This window comes from Flavobacterium pallidum (assembly GCF_003097535.1).
In the GTDB taxonomy this organism is placed as follows: Bacteria; Bacteroidota; Bacteroidia; order Flavobacteriales; family Flavobacteriaceae; genus Flavobacterium; species Flavobacterium pallidum.
On the sequence record NZ_CP029187.1, the window covers coordinates 2,738,900 to 2,756,019 of the forward strand.

The 17,120-nt window shown below is 43.0% G+C and carries 20 protein-coding genes; 3 read left to right on the plus strand and 17 right to left on the minus strand.

The window, feature by feature from the left end:
* Positions 1 to 15: 15 nt before the first annotated feature.
* The 4 genes from HYN49_RS11310 to HYN49_RS11325 all read right to left on the minus strand — a co-directional run bounded on the left by HYN49_RS11310 (position 16) and on the right by HYN49_RS11325 (position 3,419).
* Positions 16 to 867, minus strand: a complete 852-nt coding sequence (locus HYN49_RS11310) for a substrate-binding domain-containing protein (protein ID WP_108904219.1) — start codon at positions 865 to 867, stop codon at positions 16 to 18.
* Positions 868 to 1,112: 245 nt separating this feature from the next.
* Positions 1,113 to 1,985 (minus strand): nucleoside phosphorylase, encoded by an 873-nt coding sequence (locus HYN49_RS11315; protein ID WP_108904220.1) that lies wholly within the window; start codon positions 1,983 to 1,985, stop codon positions 1,113 to 1,115.
* Between the two features lie 69 nt (positions 1,986 to 2,054).
* Complete coding sequence (locus HYN49_RS11320; RefSeq protein ID WP_108904221.1) at positions 2,055 to 2,384, minus strand: translation initiation factor; 330 nt, start codon at positions 2,382 to 2,384, stop codon at positions 2,055 to 2,057.
* Between the two features lie 81 nt (positions 2,385 to 2,465).
* Complete coding sequence (locus tag HYN49_RS11325; protein WP_108904222.1) at positions 2,466 to 3,419, minus strand: isopenicillin N synthase family dioxygenase; 954 nt, start codon at positions 3,417 to 3,419, stop codon at positions 2,466 to 2,468.
* A gap of 165 nt (positions 3,420 to 3,584) precedes the next feature.
* Here HYN49_RS11325 and HYN49_RS11330 point away from each other — a divergent pair, with 165 nt between their 5' ends.
* Entirely contained in the window at positions 3,585 to 4,334 is a 750-nt protein-coding gene (locus HYN49_RS11330; RefSeq protein WP_108904223.1) for a hypothetical protein, read from the plus strand.
* Positions 4,335 to 4,469: 135 nt separating this feature from the next.
* A complete protein-coding gene (locus HYN49_RS11335) occupies positions 4,470 to 6,446 on the plus strand; it encodes an alpha-ketoacid dehydrogenase subunit alpha/beta (protein WP_108904224.1) in 1,977 nt (658 codons plus the stop codon).
* 8 nt (positions 6,447 to 6,454) lie between these two features.
* Here HYN49_RS11335 and HYN49_RS11340 read toward each other — a convergent pair whose 3' ends face one another.
* Positions 6,455 to 6,919: a hypothetical protein gene (locus HYN49_RS11340; protein WP_108904225.1), complete on the minus strand. Its 465-nt coding sequence runs from the start codon at positions 6,917 to 6,919 to the stop codon at positions 6,455 to 6,457.
* 86 nt (positions 6,920 to 7,005) lie between these two features.
* Between HYN49_RS11340 and HYN49_RS11345 the strand changes: the two genes are divergently transcribed.
* Positions 7,006 to 7,974 (plus strand): endo alpha-1,4 polygalactosaminidase, encoded by a 969-nt coding sequence (locus HYN49_RS11345; RefSeq protein ID WP_108904226.1) that lies wholly within the window; start codon positions 7,006 to 7,008, stop codon positions 7,972 to 7,974.
* Here the strand turns inward: HYN49_RS11345 and HYN49_RS11350 are convergent.
* The 12 genes from HYN49_RS11350 to HYN49_RS11400 all read right to left on the minus strand — a co-directional run bounded on the left by HYN49_RS11350 (position 7,971) and on the right by HYN49_RS11400 (position 17,112).
* On the minus strand, positions 7,971 to 8,276 hold the full coding sequence (locus HYN49_RS11350; RefSeq protein WP_181368949.1) for a hypothetical protein: 306 nt from the start codon (positions 8,274 to 8,276) through the stop codon (positions 7,971 to 7,973). The two genes, HYN49_RS11345 and HYN49_RS11350, sit on opposite strands and share 4 nt — an antisense overlap.
* The gene (locus tag HYN49_RS11355; RefSeq protein WP_108904228.1) at positions 8,236 to 8,439 is read right to left on the minus strand and encodes a hypothetical protein; all 204 of its coding nucleotides are present in this window, start codon (positions 8,437 to 8,439) and stop codon (positions 8,236 to 8,238) included. The genes HYN49_RS11350 and HYN49_RS11355 overlap by 41 nt, the downstream gene beginning before the upstream one ends.
* 158 nt (positions 8,440 to 8,597) lie before the next feature.
* A complete protein-coding gene (locus HYN49_RS11360) occupies positions 8,598 to 8,837 on the minus strand; it encodes a hypothetical protein (protein ID WP_108904229.1) in 240 nt (79 codons plus the stop codon).
* Between the two features lie 146 nt (positions 8,838 to 8,983).
* Positions 8,984 to 9,136 (minus strand): hypothetical protein, encoded by a 153-nt coding sequence (locus tag HYN49_RS15170; RefSeq protein WP_181368950.1) that lies wholly within the window; start codon positions 9,134 to 9,136, stop codon positions 8,984 to 8,986.
* Between the two features lie 178 nt (positions 9,137 to 9,314).
* Positions 9,315 to 10,064: a maleate cis-trans isomerase family protein gene (locus tag HYN49_RS11365; protein WP_108904230.1), complete on the minus strand. Its 750-nt coding sequence runs from the start codon at positions 10,062 to 10,064 to the stop codon at positions 9,315 to 9,317.
* A gap of 90 nt (positions 10,065 to 10,154) precedes the next feature.
* Positions 10,155 to 11,066, minus strand: coding sequence for a fumarylacetoacetate hydrolase family protein (locus tag HYN49_RS11370; RefSeq protein WP_108904231.1), 912 nt, complete (start codon positions 11,064 to 11,066; stop codon positions 10,155 to 10,157).
* A complete protein-coding gene (locus tag HYN49_RS11375; RefSeq protein WP_108904232.1) occupies positions 11,063 to 11,266 on the minus strand; it encodes a hypothetical protein in 204 nt (67 codons plus the stop codon). The genes HYN49_RS11370 and HYN49_RS11375 overlap by 4 nt, the downstream gene beginning before the upstream one ends.
* 1 nt (position 11,267) lies before the next feature.
* The gene (locus HYN49_RS11380) at positions 11,268 to 12,380 is read right to left on the minus strand and encodes a cupin domain-containing protein (RefSeq protein WP_108904233.1); all 1,113 of its coding nucleotides are present in this window, start codon (positions 12,378 to 12,380) and stop codon (positions 11,268 to 11,270) included.
* A gap of 37 nt (positions 12,381 to 12,417) precedes the next feature.
* Entirely contained in the window at positions 12,418 to 13,398 is a 981-nt protein-coding gene (locus HYN49_RS11385) for a carbon-nitrogen hydrolase family protein (RefSeq protein WP_219928747.1), read from the minus strand.
* A 73-nt stretch (positions 13,399 to 13,471) separates the two neighbouring features.
* Positions 13,472 to 13,894: an acyl-CoA thioesterase gene (locus tag HYN49_RS11390; protein ID WP_108904235.1), complete on the minus strand. Its 423-nt coding sequence runs from the start codon at positions 13,892 to 13,894 to the stop codon at positions 13,472 to 13,474.
* 11 nt (positions 13,895 to 13,905) lie between these two features.
* Complete coding sequence (locus tag HYN49_RS11395; RefSeq protein WP_108904236.1) at positions 13,906 to 15,489, minus strand: FMN-binding glutamate synthase family protein; 1,584 nt, start codon at positions 15,487 to 15,489, stop codon at positions 13,906 to 13,908.
* Positions 15,490 to 15,498: 9 nt separating this feature from the next.
* A complete protein-coding gene (locus HYN49_RS11400; RefSeq protein WP_108904237.1) occupies positions 15,499 to 17,112 on the minus strand; it encodes an AMP-binding protein in 1,614 nt (537 codons plus the stop codon).
* Between the last annotated feature and the right edge of the window lie 8 nt (positions 17,113 to 17,120).

Sequence of the window (17,120 nt, forward strand, 5' to 3'; positions counted from 1 at the left end):
TTGGATTTGTTGCTGTTACAGGGCTTTGACTATTTCAGCAAAAGTACTTTTTTTCTCGATAAGAGACAGGCGCAACAGTTGATTTTGGACTTTGTTTAACATATCTTCAGTTGGATTTTTTTGCGACCATTCCGTAAGCGAAAGCCAGGAAATAATGTCTTCTTCCTTTTGATTAAAATCATTTGCCAAACGGATTTCAATATGTTTTATCGCTTTGAATAAACGTGTTTTAGCATTTATTATTTCAAGTATTTTTTTTATAGAACCTGATTCTCTTTCAAGCACTTCATTACGAACTGCAATTACAAAACAGGGCCATGGCGTGGGGCAGTCGGCAATGCGGCGGAAGAGGCCTTTATCAACCAGGGGTTTTGTCATGAAACGCTCCCACATGAAATAATCGGCAGTACCGTTAGTGAGTGAATCTACTGCGCCATCAATGGTATTCACGATTTCAAACTGCAATTTTTGAGTGTTCCAGTTTTGGTTTTCGGCATTCACATAAGCCATTAATTGCGAACCGGAACCCACTCTGGAAATGGCCGCCTTTGTATTTTCAAGGTCAGATAATTGCTGATAATCAGAATTTGATGCAACATGAATCCCCCAGATTAATGGCGTTTCAACATAAACCTGCACAATTTTGGAGGGATTGCCAGCTACGATATCCTTAACAATACCTTCAGTGAGGATGACGGCGATGTCGGTTTCGCCGTGGCGAAGCATCTGGCACATTTTTCCGGTGCCTTCAGGAACGTTTGTCCATTGCAGATCAATATTGGCAGCTTCAAATTCTTTATTTTCAAGGCAAAGTTGCCACGGTAAATTGAAATGTTCCGGTACACCGGCTATTTTTATGGTAGTCATGATTTTATTTTTAAAGGAGAAATGATGATGTTGAATCTCTGGGCTTAAAAATTACTGTTTTCATTCTAATGCGCTCGGCTGTTAACGTCGGAGCGCAAATAACTTTCGCCATGAGACGATAGTACTTCAAGTTCGGTAATGGTTTCTTTCATGGTTTGTGCGCCTAGCCCCGATTGTAGAGGAAATCCTTTGCGGAGTTTACGAAGCAAAGATTGCATCGGAAAGCGGGAAATAGCTCCTGAAAATTATTTTGCTAAAGCGATTTTATCCAATGTATAGGCAATAAGTTCATCGACGGCTTTATACGGATCGTCACTGAAAGTCCCCGAAGCGCGGTTTGCGATAATGGCGTTGAGTGATAAAGCATTGTGGCCGAGCAGCGCTGAAAGCCCGTAAATCGCGGCAGTCTCCATTTCCAGATTGGTAATTCGGTTTTCATTGAAATTGAAATTGTCCATTTTGGAATTGAGTTCGTTGTCCTGGATGTCAAGGCGTAAAATCCTCCCTTGCGGTCCGTAAAATCCTCCTGCGGTGGCTGTGATTCCTTTATGCATGCGGTCGCTTTCAATCATTTTTTCGAGTTTTTCGGAACACGGAATGACATATGGGCGGCCTTTTTTGATGTCCCAATTCGTGTGCAGCATGAATGCATCTTCGAGTGCGGGATTTGAAACCTTGTCAATTAAGTAGGAGCGGAGCATGTTGTCGAGTCCGAGGCCGTATTTGGACATTACAAAACTGTCGACAGGAATGTCGGCCTGCAATGATCCGGAAGTGCCGATGCGGATGATATTTAATGACGTAAGTGATTCTTTAGGTTTGCGGGTTTCAAGGTCGATATTGACTAACGCGTCGAGTTCATTCAGGACGATATCGATATTATCGGGCCCGATTCCGGTGGACATTACGGTAATTCTTTTCCCTTTGAAAAGTCCGGTCTGGGTCTTGAATTCACGTTTTTGCTGCGAAAATTCGATATGGCTGAAAAACTGCGTGATTTTTTCGACACGGTTTTGATCGCCTACAAAAATGATGTCGTTGGCAATCTGTTCCGGCTTCAGGTTTAAGTGATAGACACTGCCGTCCGGATTAAGTATAAGTTCTGAAGATTTTATCATTTTGTTGAAAGTTGAAAGTCGAAAGTCAAAAGACTCATAGCTTCCCATTAATTATTAATTATCAATTGATTACCCGCCGACACGTTTTACCTTAAAGCCTTTCATTTTTAGGACATCCATAATCTTATCGCGGTAATCGCCCTGTATAATAATGGCATTGTCTTTAAATGTGCCACCGACGCTGAGTTTGGTCTTAAGTTCTTTTGCAAGAATTTTAAAATCTTCTTCAGAACCGGAGTAGCCTTCTATGATCGTCGTTGGTTTTCCCTTTCGCTTTTCATATTTGCAAATCATGGGTTCCTGCTGGATGTGAAGTTCGTGTGGAAGCTCCGGAAGTTTTTCTTCAGGTAGCGGCTCGTGGTCCGGGAATAATTTTTTAAGTTGTTCGTGTAAATCCATTCTTTTTAATACTAAAAAAAACAAATCCCAAATTCCATATGTATTCTGGAATTTGGAATTTGTATTTTGGAATTTGATTTTTTACTTTTTGATTAATCCCAAATCAACAAGTCGCTCATACAGGAATTCGCCTGCAGTGATATCATCGTATAATTTCGGGTGGTCTGCGTCGATGGTTTTGTCCAGTACATCGAGTTTCATCTCACTGATCGGATGCATGAAAAACGGAATAGAGAAGCGTGACGTTCCCCACAATTCCCTTGGCGGATTTACCACCTGGTGTATGGTCGACTTCAACCTGTTATTGGTATGGCGTGAAAGCATGTCGCCTACGTTGATGACCAGTTCGTCCGGTTCGGCAATCGCATCGATCCATTCCCCATCGTGGTTTTGCACCTGAAGGCCTTTGCCCTGTGCACCCATCAGGAGTGTAATCAGGTTGATATCGCCATGTGCTGCGGCACGTACGGCACCATCTGCAGGTTCATCAGTAATGGGTGGATAGTGGATTGGGCGCAGGATGCTGTTGCCGTTCTTGATGTAATTGTCGAAGTAGAACTCGTCAAGGCCGAGGTATAATGCCAGAGCGCGAAGTACATAAATACCTGTTTTTTCAAGCATCTGGTATGCTTCTTTGCCTACTTCGTTAAACTTGGGAAGCTCCGCCACTTCCACATTTTCCGGATATTCCTGGGCATATTTGGAATCTTTATCTACATATTGTCCGAAATGCCAGAATTCCTTTAAATCTCCTGCAGAACGGCCTTTAGCATGCTCTTTTCCAAAAGAGACATAACCTCTCTGGCCGCCGATTCCGGGAATTTCATATTTTTCTTTGGTTTCTACAGGCAGGCTGAAAAAATTACGGACTTCGCCATACAATTCGCTTACCAGTTTGTCATCTAAAAAATGACCTTTAAGTGCTACGAAGCCAATATCTTCGTAGGCTTTTCCGATTTCATTTACAAATTTTTGTTTGCGTTCCGGGTCGCCCGAAAGGAAATCACGCAAGTCCACACTAGGGATGTTTTGCATAAAGAAAAAATGTTTGTTAATAACTTTGTAAACCCTGAAGCCTTACAAACACAAATGTAAAGAATATTTCATAAAAAATATTTTAATTTTTATTAACAATCCGCAATCTCAATATTTCTTTCCATCAAAAAAATTAGATTTGTAAGTATCCAAAAACATTATGATATGAAGAACATTATCCTGGTCTCAATTTTCCTTTTGAGTTGTTTCATAGTTACGGCACAAGATTCAAAAATCCCGAAAGGAAATATTACATTAATTACCGGACAAAATATGGAATTCACAGATTTGAAATTTATCGATGACAAGGTGAAATTCACTAATCTGGACACCAAAAGTGACTTTGAATATTTCTTAACTGCGGTGAAAACCATTATCGATGAAAATGGCGTAATTATTTATCAAAAAGCACAAGCTAAAGAGGAACCGAAATTCACACCGCAAATTTCGGTTGCACCAGAGCATACCCCATCGCCACCGTTGGTCGAGGCGTTACAATTTAAGAACATCGAAAACATCCGGAAAAATGGCAAAAAGCTTACACCTGAAGAAATCAGGACACTTTTGGCACAAAACGCCTATGCATTAGATGCGTATAATCGAGGAAAGAAAACGGCATGGTGGGGCAATTTTACTCTTGGTTTCGGAATCGGGATGTTTGTAGGCGGTGCCATCATTAACCTCAGTAGTTCAGATGAAGTCGATCAGGACGGGAATGTCAAAGCCAAGGGATCGCCTGCACCACTCGTTATTGGGATTGCTTCCGCATTGATTTCAATCCCATTGAAAGTCAGTGGCAGGAAAAATGTAAAAGAGGCCATCTCTGCTTACAGTGAAAACCGCACTTACGCTTTCAAACCGGAGTGGCGTGTAGTGGCAGGCATGTCGCAGGCCGGTATTGCACTCCGGTTTTAAACATGATTAAAAATTCAAAAGCAGGTATTTTATTGTCGGATCCCTGCATTTGCTTCTGATTATAATTTATAACAAACAATCGTAAAGCTGTTATTTTTTTCTACTTTTGGGGCATCAAAAAAATGACTTTTCAAAATGAATTTCGACAGAAAAAGCCTCACCGACGATACGTTAATCGATCTTTATAAAAGAATCCTCAAGCCCCGCCTAATTGAAGAAAAAATGCTGATCCTGATCCGTCAGGGGAAAGTATCGAAATGGTTTTCCGGAATCGGGCAGGAAGCGATCGCCTGCGGCATAACGGCAGTGCTGGATAAAGACGAATACATCCTGCCGATGCACAGGAATCTTGGTGTTTTTACAGGACGCGATATTCCGTTGCACCGATTGTTTTCCCAATGGCAAGGCAAGGCGAATGGCTTTACGAAAGGCCGCGACCGTAGTTTTCATTTCGGTACGCAGGAGTTTAATATCGTTGGGATGATTTCGCATTTGGGTCCGCAGTTGGGTGTGGCCGATGGTATTGCTTTGGCCAATAAATTAAAGAAAAACGGCAAGATTACCGCAGTATTCACCGGGGAAGGTGCTACAAGTGAAGGTGATTTCCATGAAGCACTGAACATCGCATCAGTTTGGGAATTGCCGGTAATGTTTGTGATTGAGAATAACGGCTACGGACTTTCAACACCTACGAACGAGCAGTATCGTTGTGAAAACCTGGCTGACAAAGGCATAGGTTACGGAATGGAAAGCCATATTATTGATGGTAATAACATCCTCGAGGTTTATAATAAATTATCCGAACTGAAAGCGGAAATGGTTGCGAATCCGAAACCGGTTTTACTCGAATTCAAGACGTTCAGGATGCGCGGGCATGAAGAGGCAAGTGGCACGAAATATGTCCCTCAGGAACTGATGGATATGTGGGCTATTAAAGATCCGGTCGACAATTACAAAAAATTCCTTACTGATTCAGGAGTCCTTTCTGCTGAAAAAGACGAAGAAATCAGAGCAGCCATTAAAGCTGAAATTGATGAAAACTGGACGTTGGTACAGCAGGAGCCTGAGATTATCGCTTCATACGAAGAAGAGTTAAATGATGTTTACAAACCTTTTCAATATGAAGAAGTTACGCCTTCTGATAAAATTGAAAATATTCGTTTGATTGATGCCATTTCCCAAGGTTTAAAGCAATCGATGGAGCGCCATCCAAATTCCGTAATCATGGGGCAGGATATTGCAGAATATGGCGGTGCATTCAAGATTACGGACGGATTTGTGTCCCAGTTCGGGAAAGAGCGCGTGATCAATACACCGATCTGCGAAAGCGCAGTCGTTTCGGCAGGGATGGGATTGTCGATCAATGGTTACAAGGCGATTGTGGAAATGCAATTCGCTGATTTCGTATCAACAGGCTTTAATCCAATTGTAAATCTTTTGGCAAAATCACACTACCGCTGGCTTGAGAATGCCGATGTAGTCGTTCGTATGCCTTGTGGCGGCGGAACTCAGGCTGGGCCATTCCATTCTCAGACCAATGAAGCATGGTTTACAAAAACACCTGGATTAAAAGTCGTTTATCCAGCGTTTCCCTATGATGCAAAAGGATTGTTGAATACGGCCATCAACGATCCAAACCCGGTGATGTTTTTTGAGCACAAGCAATTGTACAGAAGCGTTTACCAGGATGTTCCTTCGGATTATTACACTTTGCCTTTTGGGAAAGCGGCATTGCTGAATGAGGGAAAAGACGTAACCATCATTTCGTTCGGGGCCGGAGTGCACTGGGCTTTGGAAACATTGAAAAATAATCCTGAAATTTCTGCCGACCTGCTCGACTTAAGGACATTACAGCCATTGGATACCGAAGCGATATTTGCCTCAGCGAAGAAAACAGGAAAAGTCATCCTCCTCCAGGAAGATTCCATGTTTGGTGGTGTTGCCAGCGATATTTCGGCGATGATTATGGAAAACTGTTTTGAATACCTTGACGGTCCGGTAAAACGCGTGTCCAGCCTTGACAGCCCGATTCCGTTTACAAAGGCTTTGGAAGATCAATATCTTTCGAAAGGAAGATTTGAAGCGTCGTTAAAGGAATTACTGGCTTATTAAATCGAAAATTATTCCTTTTCGCTATACTGCGTCAGCATTTCATCTGAAAAGAAAAGTGCCAGCAAAGCTTTGTTTTTAGCATCTTCAGGATTTTGAGCCGCTTCAACGAAACGGTTTTTGTATGCCTCAAGCTGCTTTTCTGTCAATAACCTCCGGAAATAGAATTCCTGCTTTACCGTGACATCGATAAGCGTTGCCAACTTTACAGGAGAACGGTCTTCGGCATAAGCTTTATAAGCTACGGCGATATCAATATATTGCGAATTGAATAATTTATCCATAATGCCTGCCTGTGTGTCATTAAAATCCAGGAAATCAGTAACCCAGTTTTTTGTCTGGCGGTAAACAAGCTGTCCATTCGGGTTGTCCACGATAAACTGGATCATGGTAATCCGGTCTACGATATCATTCGGGTTTTGTGCCTTGCCGGCGAGAGGAAGCGCCAGCAATATAAGAAGTATCAATTTTTTCATTTTGTAGATTTATTTTTGGCTAATGTAATAAAAATGTATCATTATGTGTTTATTTTAGCATGGCCACCATTTTGTAAATAACTAAAATGAAAAAAATACTTTTCTTCGCCGCAATCCTTTTGATTTCCTGTGACGATTCACACACAGATTCTGTTCCCGAATATGATTACAAACAGGAAATGCGGGACTTCGTTATCGGCATCAGCCAATATGCGAAAGCGGAAAACCCCAATTTTGCCATTATTCCCCAAAACGGTATCGAACTTGTCACTGAAGACGGCGAAGCGACGGGAAATCCTGCAGCGGCTTATTTAAATGCGATTGATGGCAACGGCCAGGAAGATTTTCTTTATGGTTATGATGCCGATAATATCGAAACGCCTTCGGCTGCAACAATTTACTTTAAATCGTATCTTGACGTTTCGAAAGCTGCGGGAAATACCGTTTTAGCGATCGATTATTGCTCGACACCATCTAAAATGGGGAATTCCTATACAAAGAATAATACGAATGGTTACATCTCATTTGCTGCCATTGAAAGGAATTTAAATGTAATTCCCGGCTATCCGGTATTCCATGAAAATGCGGCTGATGTGGGGCAGTTGTCACAAGCGAAAAATTTTCTGTATTTAATCAACGCTGAAAACTTTAATTCAAAAGGGGATTTCATCAATGCTGTGAAGGCTACAAATTATGATGCTGTGATCATGGATCTGTATTTCAATGATGGTACAGCTTTCACCGCAGCTGAAATTCAGCAATTAAAGGAAAAGGCGAATGGCGGGAAACGAATCGTAATCTGCTACATGTCGATCGGAGAAGCGGAAGACTACCGTTATTACTGGCAAAATAGCTGGCTTTCAGATAAACCGGATTGGCTTACAGCAGAAAACCCGGACTGGCCGGGTAATTATAAAGTAAAATATTGGAATGCGGATTGGCAGCAGATCATTTATGGGAATGATAATTCTTATTTAAAAAAGATCCTAGATGCCAGTTTTGATGGTGTTTACCTTGATATTATTGATGCTTTCGAATATTTTGAAAGCCGTTAAATACCGATATTTCCGTCATATTTACCTGAATTGGAAACTTCATCATCCGTTTCAGAAGCATCTTCATCAGTATCATCATATTTGTGGAAATCATCGGAATCATCAAATTCCTGCTGACTTTTACGCGATGCATCATCCTGATTTAATCCGGGATCATCAATTTGCCGTTCAATATCCTTATCAAAGAGATATCCTTCACAATCGATATCGTCCCAGTTTTTGAAAGTGTTGTATGTCGATTCCATAATAGTAGAATTAAATTTATTCGTCACGCCTGAAAGGTGCCTTATCAGGTATTTCATTGGGATCTGTATCGGGATCCTCATCATCCGTCTGTGATTTCATATGCCCTTTGCTTTTGAAATCAGTATTTACTTTAGAATCCAGATCGTCATTGCCTTTGTGATTTTGCAATTGAGGATCTTTTTCGGGATTCGCGTTGTGGTACTTAAAATCCTTTTCCATAGCTTATTTATTTTAAAAATATCCGAGCAGGTAATACACAATGATGAAAACAATAATCATCCCGAAACAGCCGCCACCTAATTTCTTGGCGCTGTAACCTGCTATTAATCCTTTGAAAAGTCCGTTCATAATGTTTTGGTTTTAGGTTATTGATTTTTTTATTCCTCGTGCTTGTCTACATTTTCATTTTTATCCCGAAAATCCATTTCTGCACTATTTCCGGGTTCGAAATTCGCATCATTGGTCAGCTCTTCATTATCGCGATATTCATGGTCACGCGTGGCATTCCGGACGTTGTCAGGATTTTTTTGATTTGAATGGGCATAATTTTTCTGTCCGTCGTGGTTAGGCCTGTGGTTGCCTTTTCCGTAATTGTTGTTGTTATTTAAAGATGGCATGATATTGAAATTTTAAGTTTACCTAAAATTACATTTCATCTGTAATGAATTGTTACGCAGTTTTTTATAAATGTTACAGGATTTTACGAAACAAAAAAGCCTGCCCATAAAATGAGCAGGCTCCTGTATTTTGAACATCAGGTCGGTTACCTCCCTGACAATTCGTAATACATATCGTTAGGATCGTAATCGAAATCGTAATCTTCGGCATCATCATCAGAATCGATTGAATTCATCAGGATAATGTTATTCACGTGGTCATCTTCGTGATTGTCAATTGAGGTGTAAATTGCTTCCATGGTTTCAAGATTTAGTTGGTTTATCTGGAATACAAAGTTCACTAAATCGTTGTAACTAACGTTTACAGGGTTTTAAGAAAAGATTATGTTTAAACAAACTGTGCAGGAAATTCAAATAAAAAATTCCAAATCCCGACGTGAAAACCGTTGGAATTTGGAATTTTAAGGAATTGAAATTTTAGTAGTTTCCACTCAATAACCTGCCGCCAATAGGGGCTACAGCATCAATGCCCAATTTCTTCATCATTTCGTAAGTAGTGCACACCGCCGCAGAGGTAACCGGAATTCCCGTTGCCTGTTCAATAAGGTCAATGGCTTCCAGAGATGGCATCTGCACGCATGCTGAAGCAACGATGACATCAACACCTTCAATATTCAGCCTTTTGTAAATCTCCAGTAAATTCATTGGATCCTGGGCTGCAACCTCCAGATTATCCGGAATTTCAAGCGCGATCGAATCCACGACTTCAAACCCCTGGTGCTCGATGTAATCTACGACCATATCCGTCAACGGACGCATATAGGGCGTTATGATCGACACTTTCTTAGCACCTAAAGCTTTTAAACCGTTGATTAAAGCGCCGGCACTCGTCACAATCGGGGTAGGGAAATCGTTCGCCACCGTTTCCTGATGCAGGTTCACTTCAGAAACGCAATGGTAACCGCGCCCCATGCTCATAATCGCCACAAGGCAGGCATATCCCATGACATCAACATGCGCGTCAGACAGTTCCTGAGCGCATTTCAGACTCATCGCATCCATTGCCTCGAGTTCTTCCTTGGTGACTTTTTTCATCCGCATCCGACTCGAATGAAAAGTAAAGCGTTCCGGTAATATCGTTTCACGCGCCCTGAAAATCGCCGGGATTTCAGTCTCCATCGTCACATTCGATGACGGTACGATTTGTCCTATTCTGTATTTTTTCATTTGATTTTATATTTGGGCGCGCCCCTGCGGGTCGGGCTCTACGCGCTACACGGTAGCTTGCTTCGATCCCTCGCGCGGTCCACTGTCCATTTAAAGTTTGACCTCCTTAATCGTGTTTGAAATCGTCCCGATCCCTTCCACCGTAGCTTCGACCACATCACCATCCCACATCCATTCCTGCGGATTTCTTCCTGCGCCTACACCGGCCGGAGTTCCCGTAGCGATAATGTCTCCAGGCTCCAATGTAAACACCGTACTCAAATCGGCAATGAGGTCATTGATATTGAAAAGCATGAATTTCGTATTCGAACTTTGCTTTTCAATACCATTCAATGTCAACGACAGATTCAGGTTGTGCGGATCTTCAATTTCATCCTTGGTTACTAAAACCGGGCCCATCGGTGCAAAAGTATCCTGCCCTTTGGAAACGATCCATTGCCCGGCACGACGGCAGTCACGCGCACTGATATCGTTGATCACCGTATATCCGAATACATAATCCATCGCTTCGGATTTCGGTACGTATTTTCCTTTCTTTCCGATAATTACGGCCAATTCCACTTCCCAATCCAATTGCTGTGTCAATTTGGTATTGTGCAGGATTTCTGTATTTGTAGCCGTTACGGAAGTAGGTGGTTTTGAAAAAATAACCGGCTGTTGCGGCAATTCGTTTGACGTATCTAGTGTTCTTGCGCTTTCCGCAACATGTTCCGTATAATTTAACCCAATCCCGATGATGTTTTTTCTCGGCTTCGGAATTGGAGCAAGCAACGTCACTTTTGATAAAGGCAGCGAGCAGGCGGCAATCACATTTTCATTGGCGTTGTCCAGCGTGTGTTGCAGCTTGGAAACCATCTCCGTGCCTGCGTCTATCAGTTCAAGCATAGTGGCGGGAAATGTTTCGTTAGACTTAAATCCGAGTGTTTCCACATCGACAACAGTATCATTGATTTGTATTCCGAGTTTTTGCCCCTCGTTATGAAGGTAGGTCAGTAGTTTCATGCAGCGTTTTTGTTTTTTTTATAATTGTCGTAAATAAGTTTGCCAAAGGCCAACAGCAATAATCCGCTCCAGAAGATGATATTCGCATAACCGATAATCTTTGCGAGCCGGTCTTCTTTCTGTATCAGGTAAAATCCCATCACAATAAAAATGATTGCCAATCCGAAAGCCTTAATCAGGTTGAATAAAGTTTTATCCATATTAGTCGTTTAAGAGTTGATGGCCATCATTTTCCTGATAAGCTTTTTCCTGATACAATCCGAGTTTTTCAATTACAGGCAAATCATGAAATGAAAACAGGCACGCATCTTCGGTTTCAGAAGCATTCACATGCTCATGATACACCCATGAAGGCACGCAGAAAATATCGCGTTCCTTCCAGTCATACCTTTTACCGCCAATGATGGAATATCCTTTACCTTTGGCGCATTGGTATACAAAAGAACCCGTGTGTTTGTGGGCTTTGGTATGCTCGCCAGCACGCAACAATTGCATTGAAGCGCCCATGGTCTGCATCACATGGCCACCGTTAAGCGGATTGGTGTAATGCATCAGGATGCCATCAAAAGGGCTGCCGTCATTCACTTTAGCGGCTTCAAGCAGGGCAGGGTAGACCTGCTTCCATGAATATTTGAATAGCGGGGAATACGGCTTATCCCAAACCTTATCGGCAGGAATAAATCCCGGAGCGTTATAAGACAAAGGCGATTGGTTTACCGGGAAATCCAAAGGTTGCTTGCCGTCAAAAACAGCGTAATCATTGGCTTCCAAAGCATTTACCAGCGGAATATCCAGACCATCCTGCCAAACACAGGTCTTTCCATCAGCGGCTACACCGTGTTCGTGCCAGGTAGAATTGGGCGTGATGACAAAATCATTGACTTCAAATGTAATTTTGTTTCCGTCAACGACCGTATAACCGCCTTCGCCTTCCATGATGAAACGCAATGCTGAGGCTTTGTGGCGGTGCGCCGAAGTGCTTTCGCCGGGGCGTGTCACCTGGATTCCTGTATACAACCAACCGACAGCCGCGGAAACGTCACGGCGTTTATCATTAACCAAATAAACTACACGTCTTCCCGCTTGCTCTGGCGTAACCAATTCTGAAGATTTGAGTACGAGTTCGCGCAAGTCGTCATATTTCCAAAGCATCGGGACCGAGGAAGGACGCGGTTCCCATGGCTCGATGTCATTGGCTACGGTCCAGAGTGCGCCTGCACCGAGGTTCTTAAGTTCGTCATAATACGCTTCAAGCTCGGGTGTGTCCCGTACCCGCGCGCGGCCTATGACGTCATCGTTGTGTTTTTCTTCCATTTATTTCAGTCTAAAGTTGAAAGCTTAAAGTCGAAAGTTATCTTCCGAAAAAATCTTCGTTGTTGTCTATAAAAGTAATATTTTTTCTCGGCGTCACATTAACGCGCAAATCGAAAATATCAAAGCGGTTGTAATGGCCTAGTATATCGTGCATTTGCTTTGGCTGAATACATTTTGCCAAATCAATTTCTGCGTAAACGATACCTTCTTCATCAATCAGCGGTTCCCCGATAACGGCACCGTTTGGACCGATGAATCCTGAGAACGCGGAGTTTTTACGTGTCAATAATTCCTCAGCATCCGGAACGTCGGCTTTCATCGCATCCATAATTTCCTGTGAAATCGTGGAGCAGGAAACAATCGTAAATAATTTCCCTTCAAATGAATGGGCCGCGGCACGGATTTTAATCGCTTCGGCCATATTATAATCCGGCGGTGCTACCGGCAATGAAATGTAATTGGCAATGTGAATCAGCTCGCCTTGTGACAAAAGTGTGAAACGCGCTAAAGTATTGGTGTTTTCGCCACAGGCCAATGTCCCGATCGGGCCGATTTCAGTCTTATATACTTTTAAGGACGAACCGTCGCCGGATGTCCACGTCAGTTTTTCGGCCCAGGTGGGAACCAGTTTCCGGTGTTTCCCGATTAAGTTCCCGTTGCTGTCGATAATGAGGTTGGTATTGTAAATTTCGCCATAACTGTCGCCGCGCTCATTCATTCCGATAACGATCTGAATGTTGTATTCCCTGGCGGCATTGAAAATCCTTGTCATTTCAGGACCATCAGCGGCAACGGAATTGCGGTATAGTTTTTCATACCAGGCACTGCCGTGTACAGGTGTCATGATCCAGTTCCAATAGGGATAACCGGCCACAAACACTTCAGGGAAAGCAATCAGTTTTGCACCATTGGCAGCAGCTTCACTAATCAATGAGATGGCTTTGTCTATCGTTTTCTCTACGTTTAAGAAAACAGGAGATGTTTGTACCGTTGCGGCTTTAAATTTTGGGAAATCCATTATAATGAGGAATTATGAATTATGAATCATGAATCATGAATTTCGGGCGTAATCCATAATTCGCAATTTGAAATTAGTGTTGAATAAAATTAAAGATTTTAGCTTTGGTTTCTTCTGAAAAAGTTTCGGCTTTAATGTTGTTGCTTTCTTTGTTTAAACCCACATTTACCAACGTTACTTCGCCTTCAAGGCAGGTTTTTCCGCCTTCATCCTCGAATTTAAAACCGCATTGTATCGAAGCGCCGCCGAGATTGACGACCCAAAGCGACTTGGTCAAAACATCCCCAATGCGTGCCGGTTTTTTAAATTGTACTTTCAGGCCCACCGTCGGGATGCCTTTTCCATGTTCGTGCATTGCTGAAAATGGCCTGTGAAGTGCTTCTTCAAACCAATCTTCAACCAAATCATTCAGCATTTCCAGAAATCTTGGATAAAAAACGATTCCGGCATAATCGACGTGTTTAAAGCGTATGGTTTCTTTTTTGGTAAATTTCATGGTAAAGTATTTTAAAAACTTTGTGGGCTTGCCTTTTTCCAGGCATAAAATAATTTGTCCGGCACGGTTTCGGATTGCAATAATGAGCCCTTTTTTGGTTCCGGAAACAACTCGGCGAAGGTCTGGATGTTAATTTTATCAATCCGCATGCTTACCAGGTCACGTCCTACATCGTCGGGGTGCTCAATTCCGGCAGAGGCCATCAGTTCCATAGCCGCTTTGACGGTTTCATGCTGGTATCTTGCCACGCGGATGCTTTTTTGCTCAGGGACCAAACCTTTTGTCAGTGCCGGATCCTGCGTGGCTACGCCGGTAGGGCAGGTGTTAGCATGGCATTCCAATGCCTGGATGCAACCGAGTGCAAACATCATCCCGCGTGCCGAGTTGCACAAGTCGGCTCCCATCGAAAGTGCCCTGATAATGTCAAAGCCGCTGACCACTTTTCCGCTGGCTATGATTTTTATCTCATGTTTAAGATCAAACCCGACGAGGCAATCGTATACAAAGGCCAATGCGTCCCGCAAAGGCATGCCTACGTGGTCCGAATATTCAATCGGGGCAGCGCCTGTACCGCCTTCACCGCCATCGACTGTGATGAAATCAAAATAGGTTTTAGTTTCGACCATGGCTTTACAAATGGAAATGAATTCAGATTTATTTCCGATACACAATTTCATCCCGATCGGTTTCCCACCGGAAGCTTCCCTGAGGACTTTAATAAAATCCATGAGTTCCAAAGGCGTTTTAAAAGCGGAATGTTTTGGAGGTGAGATAATATCGCCACCTTTTTTGACGAGGCGTATCGCTGCAATTTCGTCGGTGACTTTTTCCTTAGGAAGAATGCCCCCGTGACCGGGCTTGGCACCTTGTGAGAACTTAATCTCAATCATTTTGACATGCTCATATTGTGCGCGTTCGGTGAAATGTTCCCGGGAGAAATTCCCGTATTCGTCACGGCAACTGAAATAGCCCGTGCCGATATTCCAAACGACATCACCGCCTTCCTGAAGATGGTAAGGTGACAGTCCGCCTTCTCCGGTATTGTGGTAAAAACCACCTTGCCTGGCGCCGGAATTCAAGGCCAGGATGGCGTTTTTGCTCAAAGAGCCATAACTCATCGCGCTGATATTGAACAGGCTTGCCATATAAGGCTTACTGCACTGTGAAGAGCCGATACGCACTTTTGGATTTTGGTCTATATTGGAAAAAGCAATGGCCTTGATGCTGTGGTTGATCCATTGGTAGCCTTCATCATACACGTTGAGTTGGGTCCCGAAAGGATGCGAATCCGTTTCTTTTTTGCTTCGTTGGTACACCAGGCTGCGCTGCAAACGCGTAAACGGCCGCCCTTCAGTATCTGTTTCAACGAAATACTGCCGCAGTTCGGGTCCGATAGATTCGAGCAGGTACCGCAAGCGTCCAACCAATGGAAAATTCCTCCTGATGGTTCTTTTGGACTGGAACATATCGAAAACGCCCAACGCAATTAATGGGAGAATGATGAACAGGCCGAAAGCAAATTTCCAGTTGACATAAATTAAAATGCCGGAAAGTGCAAGGACGGTAATGCTGGTAATTACGAATACTCTTCTCATGCCATTCAGTTATCTAGCGGTGGTTTTCAATTTGAACCGCTGGATTTTTCCGGTTTCGGTTTTTGGTAAAGCGTCGACAAAATGGATTTCACGCGGATATTTATATGGTGCGGCAGCTTTCTTAAACCATTCCTGAATTTCTTTCACCTTATCATCATTGGCATCAGCCTGACTTTTCAGGACAATATAAGCGCAAACCAGCATGCCGCGTTCTTCATTTGGTAAACCGACAACAGCACATTCTGCAATATCATCATGGCATAAGAGCACACTTTCGACTTCTATGGCAGCGATGTTGTAGCCTGATGAGATGATCATATCATCGCCACGCGCCACAAACCAGAAGTAGCCGTCCTCATCCTGACGGAAAATGTCACCCGTAATATTCCATTTGTTTTCGACGTATTCCTGCTGCTTATCGGGCGAATTCAAATATTTGCATCCGGTAATGCCGCGTACGGCCAATCTTCCGGGTTCATTGACGGGCATTTCGTTTCCTTTGCCGTCAATGATTTTAGCTTCGTAACCACGAACAGGAAGCCCTGTTGCGCCTTTCCGCATGTTCTCCTCATTTGAGGAAATGAAAATATGCAGGATTTCGGTTGAACCGATGCCATCGATAATTTTAAGCCCGGTCGCGTCATACCAATCTTCCCAGACCTTCAATGGCAAGGTTTCCCCGGCTGAAACACATTTTCGGAGCGATGCAATATTATAATCTTTAACCAGTGTCGTAATCACTCGCCAGGCCGTAGGTGCTGTAAAACAAATACTGACTTTATGATCCGAAATGGCTTTCAGCAACAATTCAGGTGTCGGTTTTTCAATCAAAAATGTTGAGGCACCGAAATAAAACGGGAATAATACCAATCCACCCAAACCGAAAGTAAAGCCTAAAGGCGGGCTTCCGGTGAAGATGTCTTCCGGTTTTGGCTGTAATGAATATTTTGGGAAAGCTTCACAAATCAGTAAGATATCGCGGTGGAAATGCGAGGTCATTTTCGGCTTTCCTGTTGTTCCGGAAGTAAACCCGATCAATGCCAAAGAATCCGCCATGGTATGGTAATTCTGGAACGTTTTAGGCTTGTTGTGCATCAGCGTTTCCAGTTTTGACATGTGGGTTTCGGAACCGTCAAACGTGATCATTTGTTTGAGGAACGATGATTTGACCAAAGCCATTTCCTCTTCCAGTCGGTAATCACAGAAAGCATGCGAAATCTCTGCGCTGTCAATCATTACTGTCAATTCTTTTTCGCGAAGCAGTGGCATCGTGGCGACGACAATGCCGCCTGCTTTTAAGACAGCAAACCAAACCGCAACAAACATCGGATTGTTTGCAGCACGGATCAGTACGCGATTGCCTGAAACAAAACCAAGTTCGTCGGTCAGTACATGCGCAATCTGATTCGATTTATCATATAAATCCTGATAGGTCCAGGTGGTTTCAAAAGTGCGGATGGCAACGGTATTTCCACGGCCTTCCCTGATGTGGTCGTCAAGTAATTTGTCTACACAATTTAAGCTTCCATTAAATTGAAAGTCCGGATGACCCAGAATAATATCCGGGCGAAGTGATTCATCCGGTAAATGTTCATGTGCAAAATTATCCTGATAGTGCTTCATTTTTAATT